This is a genomic window from Kitasatospora sp. NPDC096147 (assembly GCF_044763225.1).
Taxonomy (GTDB): Bacteria; Actinomycetota; Actinomycetes; order Streptomycetales; family Streptomycetaceae; genus Kitasatospora.
Genome location: NZ_JBIWFX010000026.1, coordinates 53,310 through 68,958, shown reverse-complemented (window position 1 = coordinate 68,958; position 15,649 = coordinate 53,310). Strand labels below are relative to the sequence as shown.

14 protein-coding genes and 1 rRNA gene are annotated in these 15,649 nt (G+C 74.0%); 11 read left to right on the top strand and 4 right to left on the bottom strand.

The features are described from left to right. The 8 genes from rrf to ACIRBX_RS38270 form a co-directional block, all read left to right on the top strand. Positions 1-77: ribosomal RNA gene (gene rrf / locus ACIRBX_RS38305) — 5S ribosomal RNA — on the top strand; the annotation flags it as partial. A 299-nt stretch (positions 78-376) separates the two neighbouring features. Continuing rightward, positions 377-1,687: a sensor histidine kinase gene (locus tag ACIRBX_RS38300; protein WP_402305120.1), complete on the top strand. Its 1,311-nt coding sequence runs from the start codon at positions 377-379 to the stop codon at positions 1,685-1,687. Beyond that, positions 1,639-2,301 (top strand): LuxR C-terminal-related transcriptional regulator, encoded by a 663-nt coding sequence (locus ACIRBX_RS38295; protein WP_402305118.1) that lies wholly within the window; start codon positions 1,639-1,641, stop codon positions 2,299-2,301. The genes ACIRBX_RS38300 and ACIRBX_RS38295 overlap by 49 nt, the downstream gene beginning before the upstream one ends. Before the next feature lie 153 nt (positions 2,302-2,454). Further along, positions 2,455-4,029, top strand: coding sequence for a DUF2637 domain-containing protein (locus tag ACIRBX_RS38290; RefSeq protein ID WP_402305116.1), 1,575 nt, complete (start codon positions 2,455-2,457; stop codon positions 4,027-4,029). Positions 4,030-4,117: 88 nt separating this feature from the next. Beyond that, positions 4,118-5,374: a DUF6986 family protein gene (locus ACIRBX_RS38285; RefSeq protein ID WP_402305114.1), complete on the top strand. Its 1,257-nt coding sequence runs from the start codon at positions 4,118-4,120 to the stop codon at positions 5,372-5,374. Between the two features lie 98 nt (positions 5,375-5,472). Further along, positions 5,473-6,126, top strand: a complete 654-nt coding sequence (locus ACIRBX_RS38280) for a YigZ family protein (RefSeq protein ID WP_402305111.1) — start codon at positions 5,473-5,475, stop codon at positions 6,124-6,126. Positions 6,127-6,527: 401 nt separating this feature from the next. Further along, positions 6,528-8,129, top strand: coding sequence for a hypothetical protein (locus tag ACIRBX_RS38275; protein ID WP_402305109.1), 1,602 nt, complete (start codon positions 6,528-6,530; stop codon positions 8,127-8,129). 104 nt (positions 8,130-8,233) lie between these two features. Then, positions 8,234-9,997, top strand: a complete 1,764-nt coding sequence (locus ACIRBX_RS38270; protein WP_402305107.1) for a restriction endonuclease — start codon at positions 8,234-8,236, stop codon at positions 9,995-9,997. A gap of 91 nt (positions 9,998-10,088) precedes the next feature. Here ACIRBX_RS38270 and ACIRBX_RS38265 read toward each other — a convergent pair whose 3' ends face one another. After that, entirely contained in the window at positions 10,089-10,496 is a 408-nt protein-coding gene (locus tag ACIRBX_RS38265; protein ID WP_402305105.1) for a DUF6278 family protein, read from the bottom strand. A gap of 432 nt (positions 10,497-10,928) precedes the next feature. Here ACIRBX_RS38265 and ACIRBX_RS38260 point away from each other — a divergent pair, with 432 nt between their 5' ends. After that, entirely contained in the window at positions 10,929-11,711 is a 783-nt protein-coding gene (locus tag ACIRBX_RS38260) for a ZIP family metal transporter (RefSeq protein WP_402305103.1), read from the top strand. Between the two features lie 68 nt (positions 11,712-11,779). Here the strand turns inward: ACIRBX_RS38260 and ACIRBX_RS38255 are convergent, their stop codons facing one another. Then, a complete protein-coding gene (locus tag ACIRBX_RS38255) occupies positions 11,780-12,682 on the bottom strand; it encodes a LysR family transcriptional regulator (RefSeq protein ID WP_402305101.1) in 903 nt (300 codons plus the stop codon). A 170-nt stretch (positions 12,683-12,852) separates the two neighbouring features. Between ACIRBX_RS38255 and ACIRBX_RS38250 the strand changes: the two genes are divergently transcribed. Next, complete coding sequence (locus tag ACIRBX_RS38250) at positions 12,853-13,791, top strand: EamA family transporter (RefSeq protein WP_402305100.1); 939 nt, start codon at positions 12,853-12,855, stop codon at positions 13,789-13,791. Here ACIRBX_RS38250 and ACIRBX_RS38245 read toward each other — a convergent pair. Then, positions 13,685-14,206, bottom strand: coding sequence for a MarR family winged helix-turn-helix transcriptional regulator (locus ACIRBX_RS38245; RefSeq protein WP_402305097.1), 522 nt, complete (start codon positions 14,204-14,206; stop codon positions 13,685-13,687). The two genes, ACIRBX_RS38250 and ACIRBX_RS38245, sit on opposite strands and share 107 nt — an antisense overlap. A 141-nt stretch (positions 14,207-14,347) precedes the next feature. Here ACIRBX_RS38245 and ACIRBX_RS38240 point away from each other — a divergent pair, with 141 nt between their 5' ends. Further along, on the top strand, positions 14,348-14,683 hold the full coding sequence (locus tag ACIRBX_RS38240) for a DUF2218 domain-containing protein (RefSeq protein WP_402305095.1): 336 nt from the start codon (positions 14,348-14,350) through the stop codon (positions 14,681-14,683). 78 nt (positions 14,684-14,761) lie between these two features. Here ACIRBX_RS38240 and ACIRBX_RS38235 read toward each other — a convergent pair whose 3' ends face one another. Further along, positions 14,762-15,583, bottom strand: a complete 822-nt coding sequence (locus ACIRBX_RS38235; protein WP_402305093.1) for a phosphatase PAP2 family protein — start codon at positions 15,581-15,583, stop codon at positions 14,762-14,764. Between the last annotated feature and the right edge of the window lie 66 nt (positions 15,584-15,649).

Here is a 15,649-nt window from a genome sequence, read left to right as displayed (position 1 = left end):
CGAACCCGGAAGCTAAGCCTCACAGCGCCGATGGTACTGCAGGGGGGACCCTGTGGGAGAGTAGGACGCCGCCGAACAATCATTCAAGAAAGCCCTCGCCGGGTAACCGGCGGGGGCTTTCTGCATTTCCGGGCCCGAATAACCGGTCCCACGGTACGCAGAGGTGGACCTAGCACCACCCCGAACCGGGGAGGGATGACCAGTGCGCGAGTCCGGCTTCGCGGGCAACACTGAGGACCGTAAGTCGAGTTCGTCGCGTCCCAGGAGTCGTCAGGTGACCACAGTCAGTCCGCCCAATCCGGTGTCCCCACTGCACGTCTCCGCCATGGGAGCGTTCCGTTCCGGGTTCGGATCGTTCAGATGGTGCGCGGCCGTTGTGGCGGCAGCTGCTCCGGGTGTCGTGGTGCCGTTGCTCGGGGCGCTGCTGGCGGGCCGGCTGGTCATGGCGTTCACGGGGTACACGGACCTCGGGGTGCTTGTCGGCTTCGTGGCGGCGGTGGCGGCGGCCGTGGTGATGGCCTCGCCCGCGGTGCGGTTGAACGCGGGGTGGACGCGTACGCACATCGAGCGCTGGTGCGGAGTGACGGTGCCGGTGGAGTACACGGCGCGGCCGGCGCTGGAGGTGGACGAGCGCGGCTACTGGTGGACGGGGTACTCGTACCACCGGGGCCGTGGGGTGGCGAGGGTGGCCCAGGTCGTCCACTGGTCGCTGCGGGATCCGGCGACGCGGGCCGAGATGGTCTGGCTGCTCGTCAATCCGGTGGCGGTGGTGGTGCTGCTGGGGCCGCTGGTGGGGCTCGGGATCGGTGGTGCGGTCTTCGGGCTGACCAGCTTCGCCGACCACCGGACCTACGGGGCGGTGTCGGGTGGGCTCGGATCGTTCGTCATCTCGCTGTTGCTGGCCGGTGTGATGGTCCTCGCTGCCGTGCTGCTGCTTCCGCCCGCGCTGCGGATGCACGCCGACCTGGCGCGCCGGATCCTGGACCCGAACGGCCGGGCCTCGAACATCCAACTGACCCGCCGGGTCGCGGAGTTGACCGAGACCCGGGCCGACGCGGTGGGAAGCCAGGCGGCCGAGCTGCGGCGGATCGAGCGGGATCTGCACGACGGTGCGCAGGCCAGGCTGGTGTCGATCGGCCTGACGCTCGGGACGATCGAGCACTTGCTGGACACCGACCCGGACGCCGCCCGGCAGTTGCTCGCGGAGACCCGGGAGTCGTCGGCCAAGGCGCTCCAGGAGCTACGCGATCTGGTGAAGGGCATCTACCCACCGGTCCTGGCCGAGCGCGGGCTCGGCGACGCGGTCCGCGCCCTGGCGCTGGACAGCACGCAGGAGGTCGAGGTGACGGTGAGCCTGCCGGCACGGCCGGAGCTGCCGATGGAGGCGGCGGTGTACTTCTCCGTCAGCGAGCTGCTGGTCAACGCGGCCAAGCACTCCGGGGCCACTCACGTCTGGGTGGACATCCTGCACCGGGCGGGCCGACTGCGGGTCACCGTCACCGACGACGGCAGGGGAGGGGCGAGCAAGGAGCCACGTGGTGGGCTGCGGGGCATCGAGCGGAGGTTGGGTACCTTCGACGGTGTCCTGTCCGTCAGCAGTCCGCTGGGCGGCCCGACCACCATCACCATGGAGTTGCCGTGCGCGTTGTCCTCGCCGAGGACCTCTACCTCCTTCGAGAAGGGCTGATCCGGCTACTGGAGGCACACGGGTTCACCATCGCGGCGGCGGTGGAGACCGGGCCCGAGTTGCTGGCGGCGCTCCTGGAGCACCGGCCGGACGTCGCGGTGGTGGACGTCCGGCTGCCGCCGACCCTCACCGACGAGGGACTGCAGGCGGCGCTGGCGGCACGCCGGGAGATTCCGGGCCTGCCGGTGCTGGTGCTCTCGCAGCACGTCCAGCAGCTCTACGCGCGGGAGTTGCTGGCCGACGGCACGGGAGGGATCGGGTACCTGCTCAAGGACCGGGTGTTCAACGCGGACCAGTTCGTCGACGCGATCCGCCGGGTGGCGGCGGGCGGGACGGCGATGGACCCGGACGTGATCGCCAAGTTGCTGGAGAGCAGGTCGCGTTCGCAGCCCCTGCAGTGCCTCTCGCCCCGGGAGCGGGAGGTGCTCGGACTGATGGCGGAGGGGTGTTCGAACTCGGCCATCGCCGGTCGCCTGGTGGTGAGTGATGGTGCTGTTGCGAAGCACATCGCCAACATCTTCACCAAGTTGGGGCTGGCGCCGGCGGACGATGCCAACCGGCGGGTGCTGGCGGTGTTGGCGCACCTCAACGGCACGCCCACGGAGGTGGTCTAGGCCGGAGGGCGACGCACTGGGAGAACGCCCGTACGAGTATTATCCGGTGGGCCGAGACGGTCGCCGGCACGGTGATCCCGAACCTCTCGACGGGAGGATCCGGCAGCAACGGCCGAGTCCGGCAGCCGCCGAGTCCCAGGGGTTGATCATCGAATGGCGCGTCCCGCCCTCACCCGTACCCACCGCATCCTGCTCGGTGTGGTCGCGGCCGGAGCATGCCTGATCTCGGGCATCGGCTTCGCCGGCTCGTACAACGCGGTGCGCGACCTGGCGGTGGAGAAGGGCTTCGGTGCCTTCTCCTACGCCTTCCCGATCGGGGTGGACGCGGGCATCGTGGTGCTGCTGGCCCTCGACCTGGTGCTGACCTGGTTGCGCATCCCGTTCCCGCTGCTGCGGCAGACGGCCTGGTTGCTGACGGCCGCCACCATCGCGTTCAACGCTGCCGCCTCCTGGGGTGACCCGCTGGGGATGGCCATGCACGCCGTCATCCCGGTGCTGTTCGTGGTCGTGGTGGAGGCGTCCCGGCACGCGGTCGGGCGGATCGCCGCGATCACCGCCGACCGGCACATGGAGTCGGTGCGGCTGATGCGGTGGGTGCTGTCACCGGTGCCGACCTTCCGGCTGTGGCGGCGGATGAAGCTCTGGGAGTTGCGCTCCTACGACGAGACCGTCCGGCTGGAGCAGAACCGACTGGTGTACCGCGCGCAGCTGCGCTTCCGGTACGGGCGGGGCTGGCGGCGGTCGGCGCCGTTCCAGGCGCTGCTGCCGTTGAAGCTCGCCAAGTACGGGGTGCCGCTGGACCCGAGCATCCTGGACCGGATCGACGGTCCGTTGGACGGGGCGCCGTTGGACGGTCCGTCCCGGGGACGCGAGCTGACGGGGGTTCAGGCGGTGCCGGGCCCGGTACCGGCGCCGGGCGTGGCCTCGGCTCCGGCGCACGTTCAGGCTCCGGTGCCGGCCCAGGTGCAAGCGCAGGCGCAGCCGGTCGACCCGGCGCCCGTGCTGGAGAAGCCCGAGGTGGCGGCGACGGTCTCCGACGCGCAGGTGACGGCGGCCCTGGCGGCGCCGACCCTGGCGAAGCTGGCGGCGGTCCGGTTGCGGGACGCCCAGGACCCGCACGCGGCGGAGGAGCGGCCGGTGCCGTCCGAGCCGGAGCTGAACGTGTGGACGGCGCGCGCGGTGCGGGCGCCGTCCCAGCCGAGCGAGCCGGTGCAGACGGCACGGGTGCCGGGCCAGGGGTCGCCGTGGTTCAAGGCCCCCCGGGCGCCGGAGCCGCAGCCCCAGCCGCAGGGGGCCGGGCCTCAGGCTCGGCCCCAGGAAGCGCAGCAGACGACCCGTCAGTTCCCGGCGGCGCAGGAGCCGGCACCGGTCCCCGCACCCCAGCCGCAGCCGCAGTCCCAGCCGCGCCCGGTGCGGCTGGAGCAGTTGGCGCCGCAGGGAGTGCCAGCCGGGTACGTGGAGGAGTTGCCGTTCGAGGAGCCGGCGGCCGAGCCGGAGCGGCGGCCGATGGGCCCGGCCGAGCCGCTCGACCCGGAGGTCTGCTTCGAGGCGCTGACCCGGTACCTCGACAAGTTCGAGCACCAGCCCGATGCGCGTCAGCTGGCTGACTTCCTGACGGCCGAGTACGGCCTGGAGGGCACCGGGCGGGACGGTTCGGTGGCCGCGAAGGACGTGGAGAAGATCTGGCCGAAGTTGAACGAACGCTACATGGAGGCGGGTCTGGGCTGAGGTCTGTCGGAGGATCCGCCATTGACGGTCCGCGAGCTGCGCCACTACCTTCGCATCAACAAACTGTTGAAGGCGTGGAGGGTTCCGCATGTCGCAGGCCAAGTTCTCCGAGGCCGCCCTGGCCGCCGTCGAGGAGTTGCTCGCTCCGGTCGACGCCGATCTGACGCGGCGCTACCCGGGTGACGACGGCAGCCGTCAGCCCGTGCACACGGTCTACGTCCCGGCCGACGCCTTCGCCGCCGACACGGTCCGCAGTTGGGGTGCGCAGGCCCTGGCGGCCTTCGACGAGCACGCCGGCACCCCGGCCGAGCTGGCCCGGGCGCTCGGCGTCGCGGACGACGAACTGCTGGCCGACGTGCACGCCCGGGTCCGGGCGAAGCTGGAGCGCGAGCCGGTCGAGGACCTGCGGATCGACTTCGAGGACGGCTACGGTCCGCGTCCGGATGCGGAGGAGGACGCCGAGGCGGTGCGTACCGCCCGGCTGGTCGCCGCCTCGGTGGCGGACGGCACCGCCCCGCCGTACGTCGGGATCCGGATCAAGTGCATGGAGGCGCCCGTCCGGGCCCGCGGCATCCGCACCCTGGAGCTCTTCCTCTCCACCCTGATCGCCGAGGGCGGCCTCCCGGACGGCCTGGTGCTGACCCTGCCGAAGGTGACCTACCCGGCCCAGGTCACCGCGCTGGTCCGGCTGTTGGAGGACTTCGAGCAGCGGGCCGGGCTGCCGGCCGGGCGGATCGGCTTCGAGATCCAGATCGAGACCACCCAGGCGATCCTCGGCCCGGACGGCCGGGCCACCGTGGCGCTGATGATCGAGGCCGCCGAGGGCCGGGCCACCGGGCTGCACTACGGCACCTTCGACTACAGCGCCTCCTGCGGAGTGAGTGCCGCCTACCAGAGCATGGACCACCCGGTCGCCGACCACGCCAAGGCGGTCATGCAGGTCGCGGCGGCGGGCACCGGGGTGCGGCTCTCGGACGGTTCCACCAACGTGATCCCGACCGGCGGCACCGAGCAGGTGCACGCGGCCTGGAAGCTCCACCACGGCCTCGTGCGCCGGTCGTTGGCGCGGGCGTACTACCAGGGCTGGGACATGCACCCGGCGCACCTGCCGACCCGCTACGTCGCGGTCTACGCCTTCTACCGCGAGGGCCTGAAGGCCGCCTCGGCCCGGCTGGCCGCCTACGTGGCGAAGGCCGGCGGCGACGTGATGGACGAGCCGGCCACCGCCCGGGCACTCAGCGGCTACGTGCTGCGCGGCCTGGACTGCGGTGCGGTGGACCTCGCCGAGGTCACCGGGCTGACCGGCCTGGACCGCAAGCAGCTGGACGCACTGGCCGGCCGCTGAGCCGCGCGGCGGGGCCCTGCGCCGGCCCCGCATAAGCTGGCGGGGACGGACGAGTCCGTCCCCGCCGGCTTTTCTCGCGTCTGGAGACCCACCGCCCCATGTCGGAGCCGACCCCCAAGCCCTACCTGACCGTTCGGGGCTCCGGCGTGCACGAGCTGGAGATCAAGAAGTCCCGGTTCATCTGCCACCTGGCCCGGGTCGCCGACGAGGAGCAGGCTCAGGCGTTCATCGCGGGCATCCGCAAGCAGTACTGGGACGCCCGGCACAACTGCACCGCCTTCGTGGTCGGCGGTGAGCACCCGAGGGAGCGGTCCAGCGACGACGGCGAGCCCGGCGGCACCGCCGGGGTGCCGATGCTGGAGGTGCTGCGGCGCCGCGGACTGACCGACACGGTGGCCGTGGTGACCAGGTACTTCGGCGGCATCAAGCTGGGCGCGGGCGGGCTGGTCCGGGCGTACGGGAGTGCCGTCTCGGAGGCGGTGGACGCGCTCGGGCTGCTGGAGCGGCGGCCGGTGGCGCTGCTCGCGGTGCGGGCCGACCACACCCGGGCCGGGCGGCTGGAGAACGACCTGCGGGCGGCCGGGTACGCGGTGCGCGACCTGGCGTACGCCGCCGACGGGGTGCGGATCGAAGTGGGCGTGCCGGAGCCCGGGGTGACGGACTTTCAGGTCTGGCTGGCCGAGGCGACGGGTGGTTCGGCGGTGGCCGAGGCGGTCGGGCGGGACTACGTCGAGGTGCCGGTGGAGGCCTGAGCGCCGTCACCGGCGGACCCGGCGGACCACGGAGGCCCACCGCCCGGACGGCACCTGACGGAGTCCCGGGGCGGGCCGGCGAGCCCAGTCAGAGAGTCTGGCCCGGCAGGCGCGGGCCAAAACCGAGTGACACTCGAACGAATTAACCATGCCCGGAGTTGGAACTTCTGCTCCGGGCAACCGCGTTTCCTGGAGCAAGGAACCGCACCGACGGTCGGTGCGGCGCCGCCCGACCACCCCGCAGACGGAGGACGTCAGACCCCAACCACCCCGCAGCACGGGAGGTATCTCGCATGACGCCGAACCACAGCCCGGCAGACTCCACCCGCCGATCAGCAGGCCGACAAACCGGCCAACCAGGTGCTCAGGCAGGCCGGTTGGACCGCCCGACGCCGTACCGGATGACGCTGACCACCGCACGCCCCCGGTCGGAGGTGGCCGCCCTGGCGGACCAACTGCTGGCCGGCTGGCTGAAACTGGAGGGGCGCGACGAGCCCCCGCCGAGCAGTCCCGAGCTCCCGGCCGAGCGCCTGCGGCTCGGCGAACGGGTCCTGCTGGATCGGGACGCGGGCGAGCTGCGGGAGGTCCCCGGCGGATACGTCCGCCGCCGGCTGCGCACCCCCGCCCCGCACGGCACCGACCAGGTGACCATCACCGTCGCCTCGGCCGGTCCGGCCGGTCCGACCTGGGTGCGGCTGGAGGCCGAGCAGTTGGCGGCCGGCCCCGGGGTCCGGGCCGGTGGCCGGGTGCCGGTGCCGGAGCTGGCCCGCACGCTGCTCCCGCTGCTGGACGCCACCGACGGTCCGGTCCGGATCGGCGACGCTCCCCGGGTGGTCCGCCCGGCCGGGGTGGAGGCGCTGATCGACGAGCTCTGCGATCCGGAGCGCACCCTGCCCGTGGTGGTCGCCAGCCTGCCGCCCGCCACCACCACCGACGGCTGGCTGGAGGGCACCGGCAGTCAGCTCACCCGCCAGCTGACCGGCCTGGCCGCGCTCTACCTGCTGGATCACGAGGCGCTGCCGCTGTTCAACGTCGCTCTGGAGTACCACAAGGTCTACGGCGGTGCGGTCCGCACCTATCTGCCCGAGGTCGATCCGGCCTCCCGGGCGGACGGCGGCCGGCATCCGGTGCTGCCGCGGCACCGGATCGAGGAGGACGTCCGCCGGGCCGCCGCGCTGCTGGCCCGGGAGCCGGGCCGGCTCGCGGCCGAGCTGCCACTGCCCGCCCTGTTGGCGGCCGTGCCGGTCTACCAGCCACCGGCCGAGGCCCCGGTCAGGTCCCGGGCCGTCGCCGGACACGAGCGGACGGCGGGCGCGGGCCACCGGTCGGCGGACACCGCCGAGCGCCAGGCCCGGGCCGACGAGCTCCAGCGGGTGCGGCACAGCCTGCACCGCTCGCGCCGCCGGGAGCGGCTGCTGATCGCGGTGGGCGAGGAGCAGCGCACCGCCCTGCGTCGGGCGAACGCGCAGGTCCAGGTGCTCTCCGGCCGACTCTGCACCGCCCGCCCGACGGACGGCAGCCCGGTCAGCTTCGGTGAACTGGTCGGCCGTTTCGACGAGTTCCCGCTGCTGGAGTTCACCGGCGACCAGAAAGAGGCGCTCGCGCTGGACGGTCAGTGCGACGGCACCGGCTGGGCCCGGCTGACCTGGGACGGGCTGACCGCGCTCCAGGAGTACGCGGCGGCGGCCGTCCGGGGCGAGGCGCACGGCGACTTCAAGCAGTGGTGCGAGCACACCCCCGACGGCTGCCACCGCTTCCCGCCGCGCAAGGCCGTCCGGGGTGAGTCCCGGACGGTGGAGAGCCACACCAAGTGGAAGCGCGAGCGGATGCTCCCGGTGCCGGAGTGCGTGGACTCCTCCCGGCGGGCGTTCATGGGTGCGCACCTGCGGATCGGCGGTGGCCGGACCGCGCCCCGGCTGCACTACCTGGACGACTGCTCGGGGAGCGGCCGGATCTACGTCGGCTACATCGGCCTGCACCTGACCAACACCAGGACCAACTGACGAGGGGTCAGTAGCAGCCACCGGAAGGGACACGCCCCTCCGGACGGCTCGGACGGTGGACAATGCCTAACAGCAGCCGGACGAGCTTGGGGGTACGACCACCGATGCAGTACGCACCTGAGGGTCAGCCGGAGGGCACCTCCGCCGCCACCACGCTCCAACCCGGCTTCCTGGCCTCCCTGTTCCGCGATCTCGGCGCCGAGCAGGGAGGCCGGGAGGCGGAGGACGGCCGGGGCGCGGTCGGCGATCCGCCCCGGGCCGGTGCCGGAGCTGGTGCCGGTGCCGGTGCCGGGATGTCGGCAGAGGAGGACGAGGACGAGGTGGCGGCGCGCGGCCGGGCGGCCGTGCTCAGCCACCAGCGGACGAGTGCCGTGCGGGCCGAGCACGAGCACCTGGCCGACCTGTTGCGGCGGGCCGCGCTGCCGGTCTCCGCGATGGACTTCGAGAGCCAGCTGCGCAGTTACCGCCCCCGCCCGTACCCGGTGGGCGGGGGAGCGGGCGAGCCGGGCCCGGACGGGCCGGAGCCGCGTTGGGAGGACTTCGCACCGGCGGTGCCCGGCGGTGCGGGGTACGGAGGTGGTGCGGGGGACGGTGCCGAGGGTGCGGCGCGGCCACTGCTGGACTCCGGCTACCAGCGGGAGTTGGCCCAGGCCCGGCTGCGGCACCAGCGCGCGCTGCGGGAGTGGCGGGCCGGCCGGGCGGACGGCGCGGCCTCGGCCGAGCGCCGGGCCCACGAGGCGGCGGAGCAGGCCCGGGCCCGGGCGGTCCAGGAGTACAACGACAGCCTGGAGGAGTGCCGCCGGGCCTACCGCTTGGCCGAGCCGGCCGCCGTGGAGTCGCTGTTGGAGCGGGCCCTGGCGGCGGCCGAGGGCGCGACGCAGGACCTGCCCGCGCCGTGCCGGGCGGTGTTCCGCCCGCTCACCAGGACGGCGGTGCTCGACCTCGACCTGCCGCCGCTCTCCCAGGTCCCCTCGCTGGAGGGCTACCGGCTCACCCCCGAGGACACCGTGGAGCCGGTGCCCCGCCCGGTCGCCGACCGGGCCAACGACTACCTGCGGCTGGTCGCCCGGCTCGCGCTGCGCGCGCTCCAGGCGGCGGACGCGGTGGACACCGACGAGATACTGTCCGGCGTCGTGCTGAACGGCTGGCTCCGTGACACGCCGTCAGGAGAACCGCTCTGCCTGGTCAGCGTCGACGCGGACCGGGACGCGTTGGCCCGTACCCGGCTGCTGCCTGCCGCGAGTGGTGCGACGGACGGTCGGGCGAACGGGACCGGGTACGGGGACGGCCGTGACGGCGCCGGGGCCGACGGTTTCGGGAGCGGGGACGAGGACGGCTACGCGGGTGTCTACGCGGAGGCCGAACAGGACGAGGCGCTGGTGCGGCTGCGCGGGTTGTCGGCGGCGGTCTCGCCGGATCCGTACGGTCTGATCGGGGTGGAGCCGGGGGCGGAGGCCGGCATGACGGTGCCCACGGCGGAGGACCTGTCCGCGCACGAGTTCGCCCACCTGGTGCGGGAGTTGCTGACCCGGGGTGGCCTGGGGGAGTGGAGCGTACGGCTGCGCGGTCCGGTCGGGCTGGTGGCGACGGCCGTGGGCGAGGACGGCAGCGCGCTGCCCGGGCGGTGGGTGGTCTGGGCCTCGCGGCCCCGGGGTGGTGCGGAGGTCGCGGCTGCGGAGCTGCGGACGCTGGCCGAGGCGGTCCGGGAGGAGGGGGCGGAGCGCGGTCTGCGGCTGACCACGGGGCGGTTCGCGGAGGCGGCGTTGGACCTGGCAGCGGAGTTGCCGCAGATCCACCTGGTGGACGGGGCCGGGGTCCGGGAGTTGACGCAGACCCAGCTCGGGCAGCGGCTCGGGGCCGGGGCCTGATACGAGGTTCCAAGGGGCAGTTGCGTGCCGTGGTGGTGCGAGTGAGGGCGGGGCACCGGCAGGGGCCGGGCGGATGGGCGACGGGTGGGGGTCAGCCGTCGGTGGCGCTGAGGTAGACGGCGGCGAGCGGGGGTGACCCCCGGTCGGCCCAGCCGTGGCCGAGGGCCGTGATGTCCAGTTCGCGGCCGCCGGGCAGCACCAGCAGCGGAAGCTGCTCCGGGCCGAGGCGCCACCGGGTTCCGGGCACGGTGCGGCGCAGCACCGTCCCGAGGTAGAGCCCGGCGTCGTTGCCGAGGTGCGCGGAGACCTCGGGGTCCTCGCGCCAGCGGGGCAGCAGTTGGTCGAGCGCGCTGAGCGACTGCTCGCTGTCGTCGAGCCGCACCCCGGCCGAGTCGGCGAGCTCGCGCAGCAGTCCGCATTCGGCGAGCAGCGCGGCCAGCGCGGCTTCGGTGGTGTCGGCGGAGCGGGGGTGCCGTCGTGGCCCGGGGTGCCTGCTCATGGGGTCAGAGTGCCAGGGCGGCGGGCGGGCGGCGAGGGATCCGCCGCTGCCCGGGGCGGCCGGGTGGGGTGCGCTGGCGCAGGGCGGGCGGTGGGGGCGCGGGGCGGCGAGCGGGCCGGAGCCGGTGACGGCTGCGGGGGTGAGCGGTTGAGCCGGGGGTGCGCCTGTGCCGGGTGCCCGGGTGGGCTGGGAGGATGGGCGCCTTCGGGACGGTGGTGGCGAGGAGGCCGGGGTGGGCGTGCTGGGGAGTCCGGAACTGAGGGGGTGTCACCCTGACGGACCGTCCGGCGGGCGCCGGGCCGGCCGGGCGGCGAGGCTGACCGGCAGGGCCGGGGGTACTGCTGCCGGTCCGGGCCGGGCGTCTGTGCCCGTGGGCAGCGGTCTGCGCAGCCGTCCGGCCCCATCGGGTGCTGACGAGCGGGAGGGGCGTCGATGACTGCGGTGCTGGTGGCCGCCGGGGCGTTCCTGATGACGTTGCTCGGCGGGCTGGTGGCGCAGCGGGTCGGGGACCGCCGGCACCTGGTGCTGGGGTTCGCGGCCGGGCTGATGCTCGGGGTGGTGGCCTTCGACCTGCTGCCGGAGGCGATGCACGCGGCGCCGCAGGAGCTGCACGGGGTGCCGCAGGCGCTGCTGATGTTCGCGGCCGGGTTCCTGGTGATCCACGTGGTGGAGCGGGCGGTGGCGATCCACCGCGGCCACGAGTCCGAGTACGCGGAGCACACGCACGGGCGCTCCGCGAGCCACGGGCACTCCCACGGCGGCCACGCGCACGGCGGCACCCAGGGGGTCGGACTGACCGCCGCCGGTGCGCTGGTGACGCACAGTCTGATGGACGGCTTCGCGATCGGCGCGGCCTTCCAGGCGGGCAGCACGGTGGGCACGGTGGTGGCGATCGCGGTGGTGGCCCACGACTTCGCGGACGGGTTCAACACCTACACGATCACCCGGATGTACGGGAACGACCGCCGTCGGGCCCTGGCGTTGCTGGGGGCGGACGCGCTGGCGCCGGTGACGGGCGCGGCGATCACGCTGCTGTTCACCATCCCGGAGCAGGCGCTCGGGCTGTACCTGGGGTTCTTCGCGGGCTTCCTGCTCTACCTGGCGACCTCGGACATCCTGCCGGAGGCGCACAGCCCGCACCCGTCCCGCACCACGCTGGCCTGTACGGTCCTCGGGGTGGCGTTCATGTGGCTGGTGATCGGCTTCGCCGAGTAGCGGCGGTCACGGCGTCCGCCGGGACGACTACCGTGACATCGGCCATCGGCCAGGCGTCGGCACGGACCTCAGTGGGTGGCGTCCCACTGGGCGCGGACGGCGGCCAGGGTCGCGACCACGGCGGGCCGGCGGCTGGTCCTGGTCCGCCAGAGCACGAAGACCCGTCGGCTCGGCTCGGGCACCACGGGCCGGGCGACCACGCCGGGCGGCAGCGGGCCCCGTCCGAGCCGGGGGACCAGGCCGAGGCCGAGCCCGGCCCCGATCAGGGCGATCTGGGTCTCGAACTCGCCGACCTGGTAGACCACGTCGGGCTCCTCGCCGGCCTCCCGCATGGTGCGCACCAGCCAGTCGTGGCAGATGTTGCCGGGCGGCACGCTGGTCCAGCGCTGCCCGAGCAGCCGTCGGACCGGGACGACGGCGAGCGCGGCGAGCGGGTGCGCGGCGGGGAGCAGCAGGTCGACCGGGTCGTCGCCGAGGTCGAGGCGGGAGAGCCCGTCCTGGACGGGGAGTGGCACGGTGGGCCAGTCCTGGACCAGGGCGAGGTCGACCTCGCCCCGGGCGACCAGTTCGGCCGCCCGGTAGGGGTCGGACTCCAGGACCCGGACGTCCAGGTCGGGGCACTCCTCCCGGAGGGCGGCGAGCGCGCCGGGCAGCACGCCGCGCGCGGCGGTGGCGAAGGCGGCCAGCACCAGGCGGCCGACCGCCCGGCCGCGCTGCTGCTCCAGGGTGACCTCGGCCTGTTCGACCAGCGCGAGCACGTCCCGGGCGGTGTCGGAGAGGGCCCGGGCGGCGTCGGTGAGCACCACGCCCCGGCCCTGCTTCTCCAGCAGGACGGTCCTGGTCTCGCGCTCCAGCTTGGCGATCTGCTGGGAGACCGCCGAGGGGGTGAAGCCGAGCGCGGCGGCGGCGCCGCCGACCGATCCGTGCACGGCGACGGCGTGCAACGCGCGGAGCCGTCCGAGGTCCATCACGGGTCGTTTCCTCCCAGATCGTCGAGCAGAGAGCAGAGGCCGGAGGGCACCGCGCCGGGTCCCGGTCGGCCGGGACCGTCGGCAGAAGGTGTAGTGATGCTAAAGCATGAGCGGTAGAACCTGTCGCTGGTGCTACACGTTCCCGCCGGGTCATTCTGACGGACATGCAGATGAGTCGTCGTCACATCGCCCTCGCCGTGCTGGTCGCCGCCGTGTGGGGGGTCAACTTCGTGGTGATCCACGTCGGGCTGGGCCACTTCCCGCCCTTCCTGTTCGGCGCGCTGCGGTTCGCCGTGGTGGCGGTGCCGGCGGTGTTCTTCGTCGGGCGGCCGAAGGTGGCGTTCCGCTGGGTGGTGGCGGTGGGGCTGGTGCTGGGGGTGGCCAAGTTCGGGCTGCTGTTCTTCGCGATGAACGCCGGGATGCCGTCCGGGCTGTCCTCGCTGGTGCTGCAGGGTCAGGCGGTGTTCACGGCGGTGTTCGCCGCCGTGCTGCTGGGTGAGCGACCGCCCGGGCAGCGGATCGCGGGGCTGGCGGTCGCCTTCGCCGGGATCGGTCTGGCGGCGGTGGACCGGGGGCTGGACGGACCGGTCGGGGCGTTCGCGCTGGTGGTGCTGGCGGCGGCGTTCTGGGGGCTGTCCAACGTGCTGACCAAGCGGGCCGCGCCGCCGGACGCGCTGCGCTGGATGGTCTGGATGAGTGCGGTGCCGGTGCTGCCGCTGTTGGCGCTCTCGCTGCTGTTCGAGGGGCCGTCGGCGGCCCGGGAGGCGTTCGCGGCGCTGAGCCCGGCCGGGATCGGTGCGGTGCTCTACGTCGGGCTGGGCTCGACCCTGTTCGGGTTCATGGCCTGGAGCTTCCTGCTGGGCCGCTACGACGCCTCGGCGGTGGCGCCGTACTCGCTGCTGGTGCCGGTGTTCGGGATGTCCTCGTCCTGGCTGCTGCTGGGGGAGCGGGTCAGTGCGCCGGGGGCCGGGGCGGCGCTGCTGGTGGTGGCCGGGATCGGGCTCACCGCGGTCCGTCCGGGGTCGCTGCGCGCGGCGCGCGGCCGGTTTCGAAGGCGAGTTCGGCCTGTCGCAGGGCCCGCAGCAGAGCGTCCTGTTCGGATCGGCTGACCGGGCCGAAGTACTCCTGGGCGACCTCCTGGCGGACCAGGCCGATCCGCTCGACCGCGCCGTGCCCGGCTTCGGTCAGCACCAGCCGGACGGCCCGGCGGTCGTCCGGGTCGGGGGTGCGCTCGACCAGGCCGGCCTCCTCCAGGGCGTCCACCACCGTGGTGGTGGAGCGGGGGGCGATGTGCAGGCGCTCGGCGAGTTCGCTCAGCCGCATGGTCTCCCGGCCCTCGCAGCCGGGGGCGTGCGCCAGGGTGCGCAGGGCGCGGGCCTGGCCGGGGGTGATGCCGTAGGGCTCCAGGCGCACCATGGTCTGCCGGCGGATCCGCTTCATCGCCCTGGTCAGTGCGTCGGCGAGCTCCGCGGCGACGTCGGCGGACGGCACGGTGGCGGACGGCTCGGCGGCGGGCACGGACATCGGGGCGGCTCCTGGGGCGTAGGTGGTGACCAAGCGTATCGGGGCGGCCGGGGGCGGCCCGGAGTGTCACTGCGGAAATACCTTGAGCCTGGCTCATCATTCACTTAGGCTGACCTAATATCAAGAACGAGGAGTACTGAGATGTCCGTTTCCCAGGCCCGTGTCACCACCGACCGCCCGTCCCGTTACGGCAAGCAGCTGGCCGCCCACATGGGCCGCAAGATCCAGGCCGACTGGTCCGAGGAGAGTGGCCGGGGCGAGCTGGTCTTCAGCGCCGGCACCGCCACGCTGACCGCCGAGGAGGGCGCGCTGCTCCTGGTGGTCGAGGGCGCCGAGGAGAGCCTCCCGCAGCTGGAGGACGTGGTCGGCCGCCACCTGGTGCGGTTCGGCACCCGCGACGAGCTGGTGGTCGAGTGGCAGCGCGAGAGCGGCGTCCCGGGCACCGTGCAGCGCAACGACGCGCCCGAGGAGGAGTAACCGGGACCGACCCCGGGGGCCGGCCCGGAGTCCGGCCCGGATTCCGACCCCGCCCCCGATGCCGGGGCCGACGACCGGTCAGCCCCGCTGCCGCGCCCACGGGATGACGTGCCGCCAGAGCCCCCAGAGCACCGCTCCGGTCAGGCACCAGCTGGCCACCACGTCCAGCAGCCAGTGGTAGTCGCTCCACACCAGCCCGGCACCGACCCCCAGGCAGAGCAGCGCGGTGCCTCCGTACAGCCGGTGTCGCAGCCGCCGCCGCAGGGTCGGGCCGAGCAGCAGGGCGGCGGTGCCGTAGGCGAGCGCGGCGGTGGCGGTGTGGCCGGACGGGTACCAGCCGAGCTGGTCGGCGGCGAGCGGCACGCCGAACGGGCCGGTCCGGGCGAACAGCGCCTTGGCCGGTACCACCAGCAGCGGCACCAGCAGCCCGGCGGCCACGGCCACCGGCAGCGGGTACCACCAGTGCCGCCGCCCGGCCCGGCGCTCCCGCAGGGCGGCCAGGGCGGCCCCGCCGAGCAGTACCGGCATCGCGACCAGCGGTCCGCCGAGGTCGGCCAGGCCGGCGCCCAGGTGGTTCAGCAGGGTGCTGTGCAGGCCGCGCCGGACGGCCCGGGTGATCCGCCGGGTCCAGTCGTCGAGTTCGAGCAGCGGGGTGTCCAGGGCCACCTGGAGCGAGACCACCGCGAACACCGCGAGCAGCGCCAGCGGGAACCACGTACTGCCCAGGGCATGCGAGAGCCGCCCCGGAGCAGGGGGGAGAGCTCCGGGGCGGCTGGGGAGATCGCCGTTCCGTGCGCCCCGGGGGGTGTGGGCCGGACGGTCGGTCGATCGGTCCTCGGCTGCCGTCGCCCCCGAAGGGGTGGCGGGCGTCGTCGGTAAGGAGTGTGGCTCGCTGTCCATCTGTCATGACAGTACGTCAGAACCCGGCCGGGAAGTGCGGACCGCCCGGTTTCCCACAGCATCTTC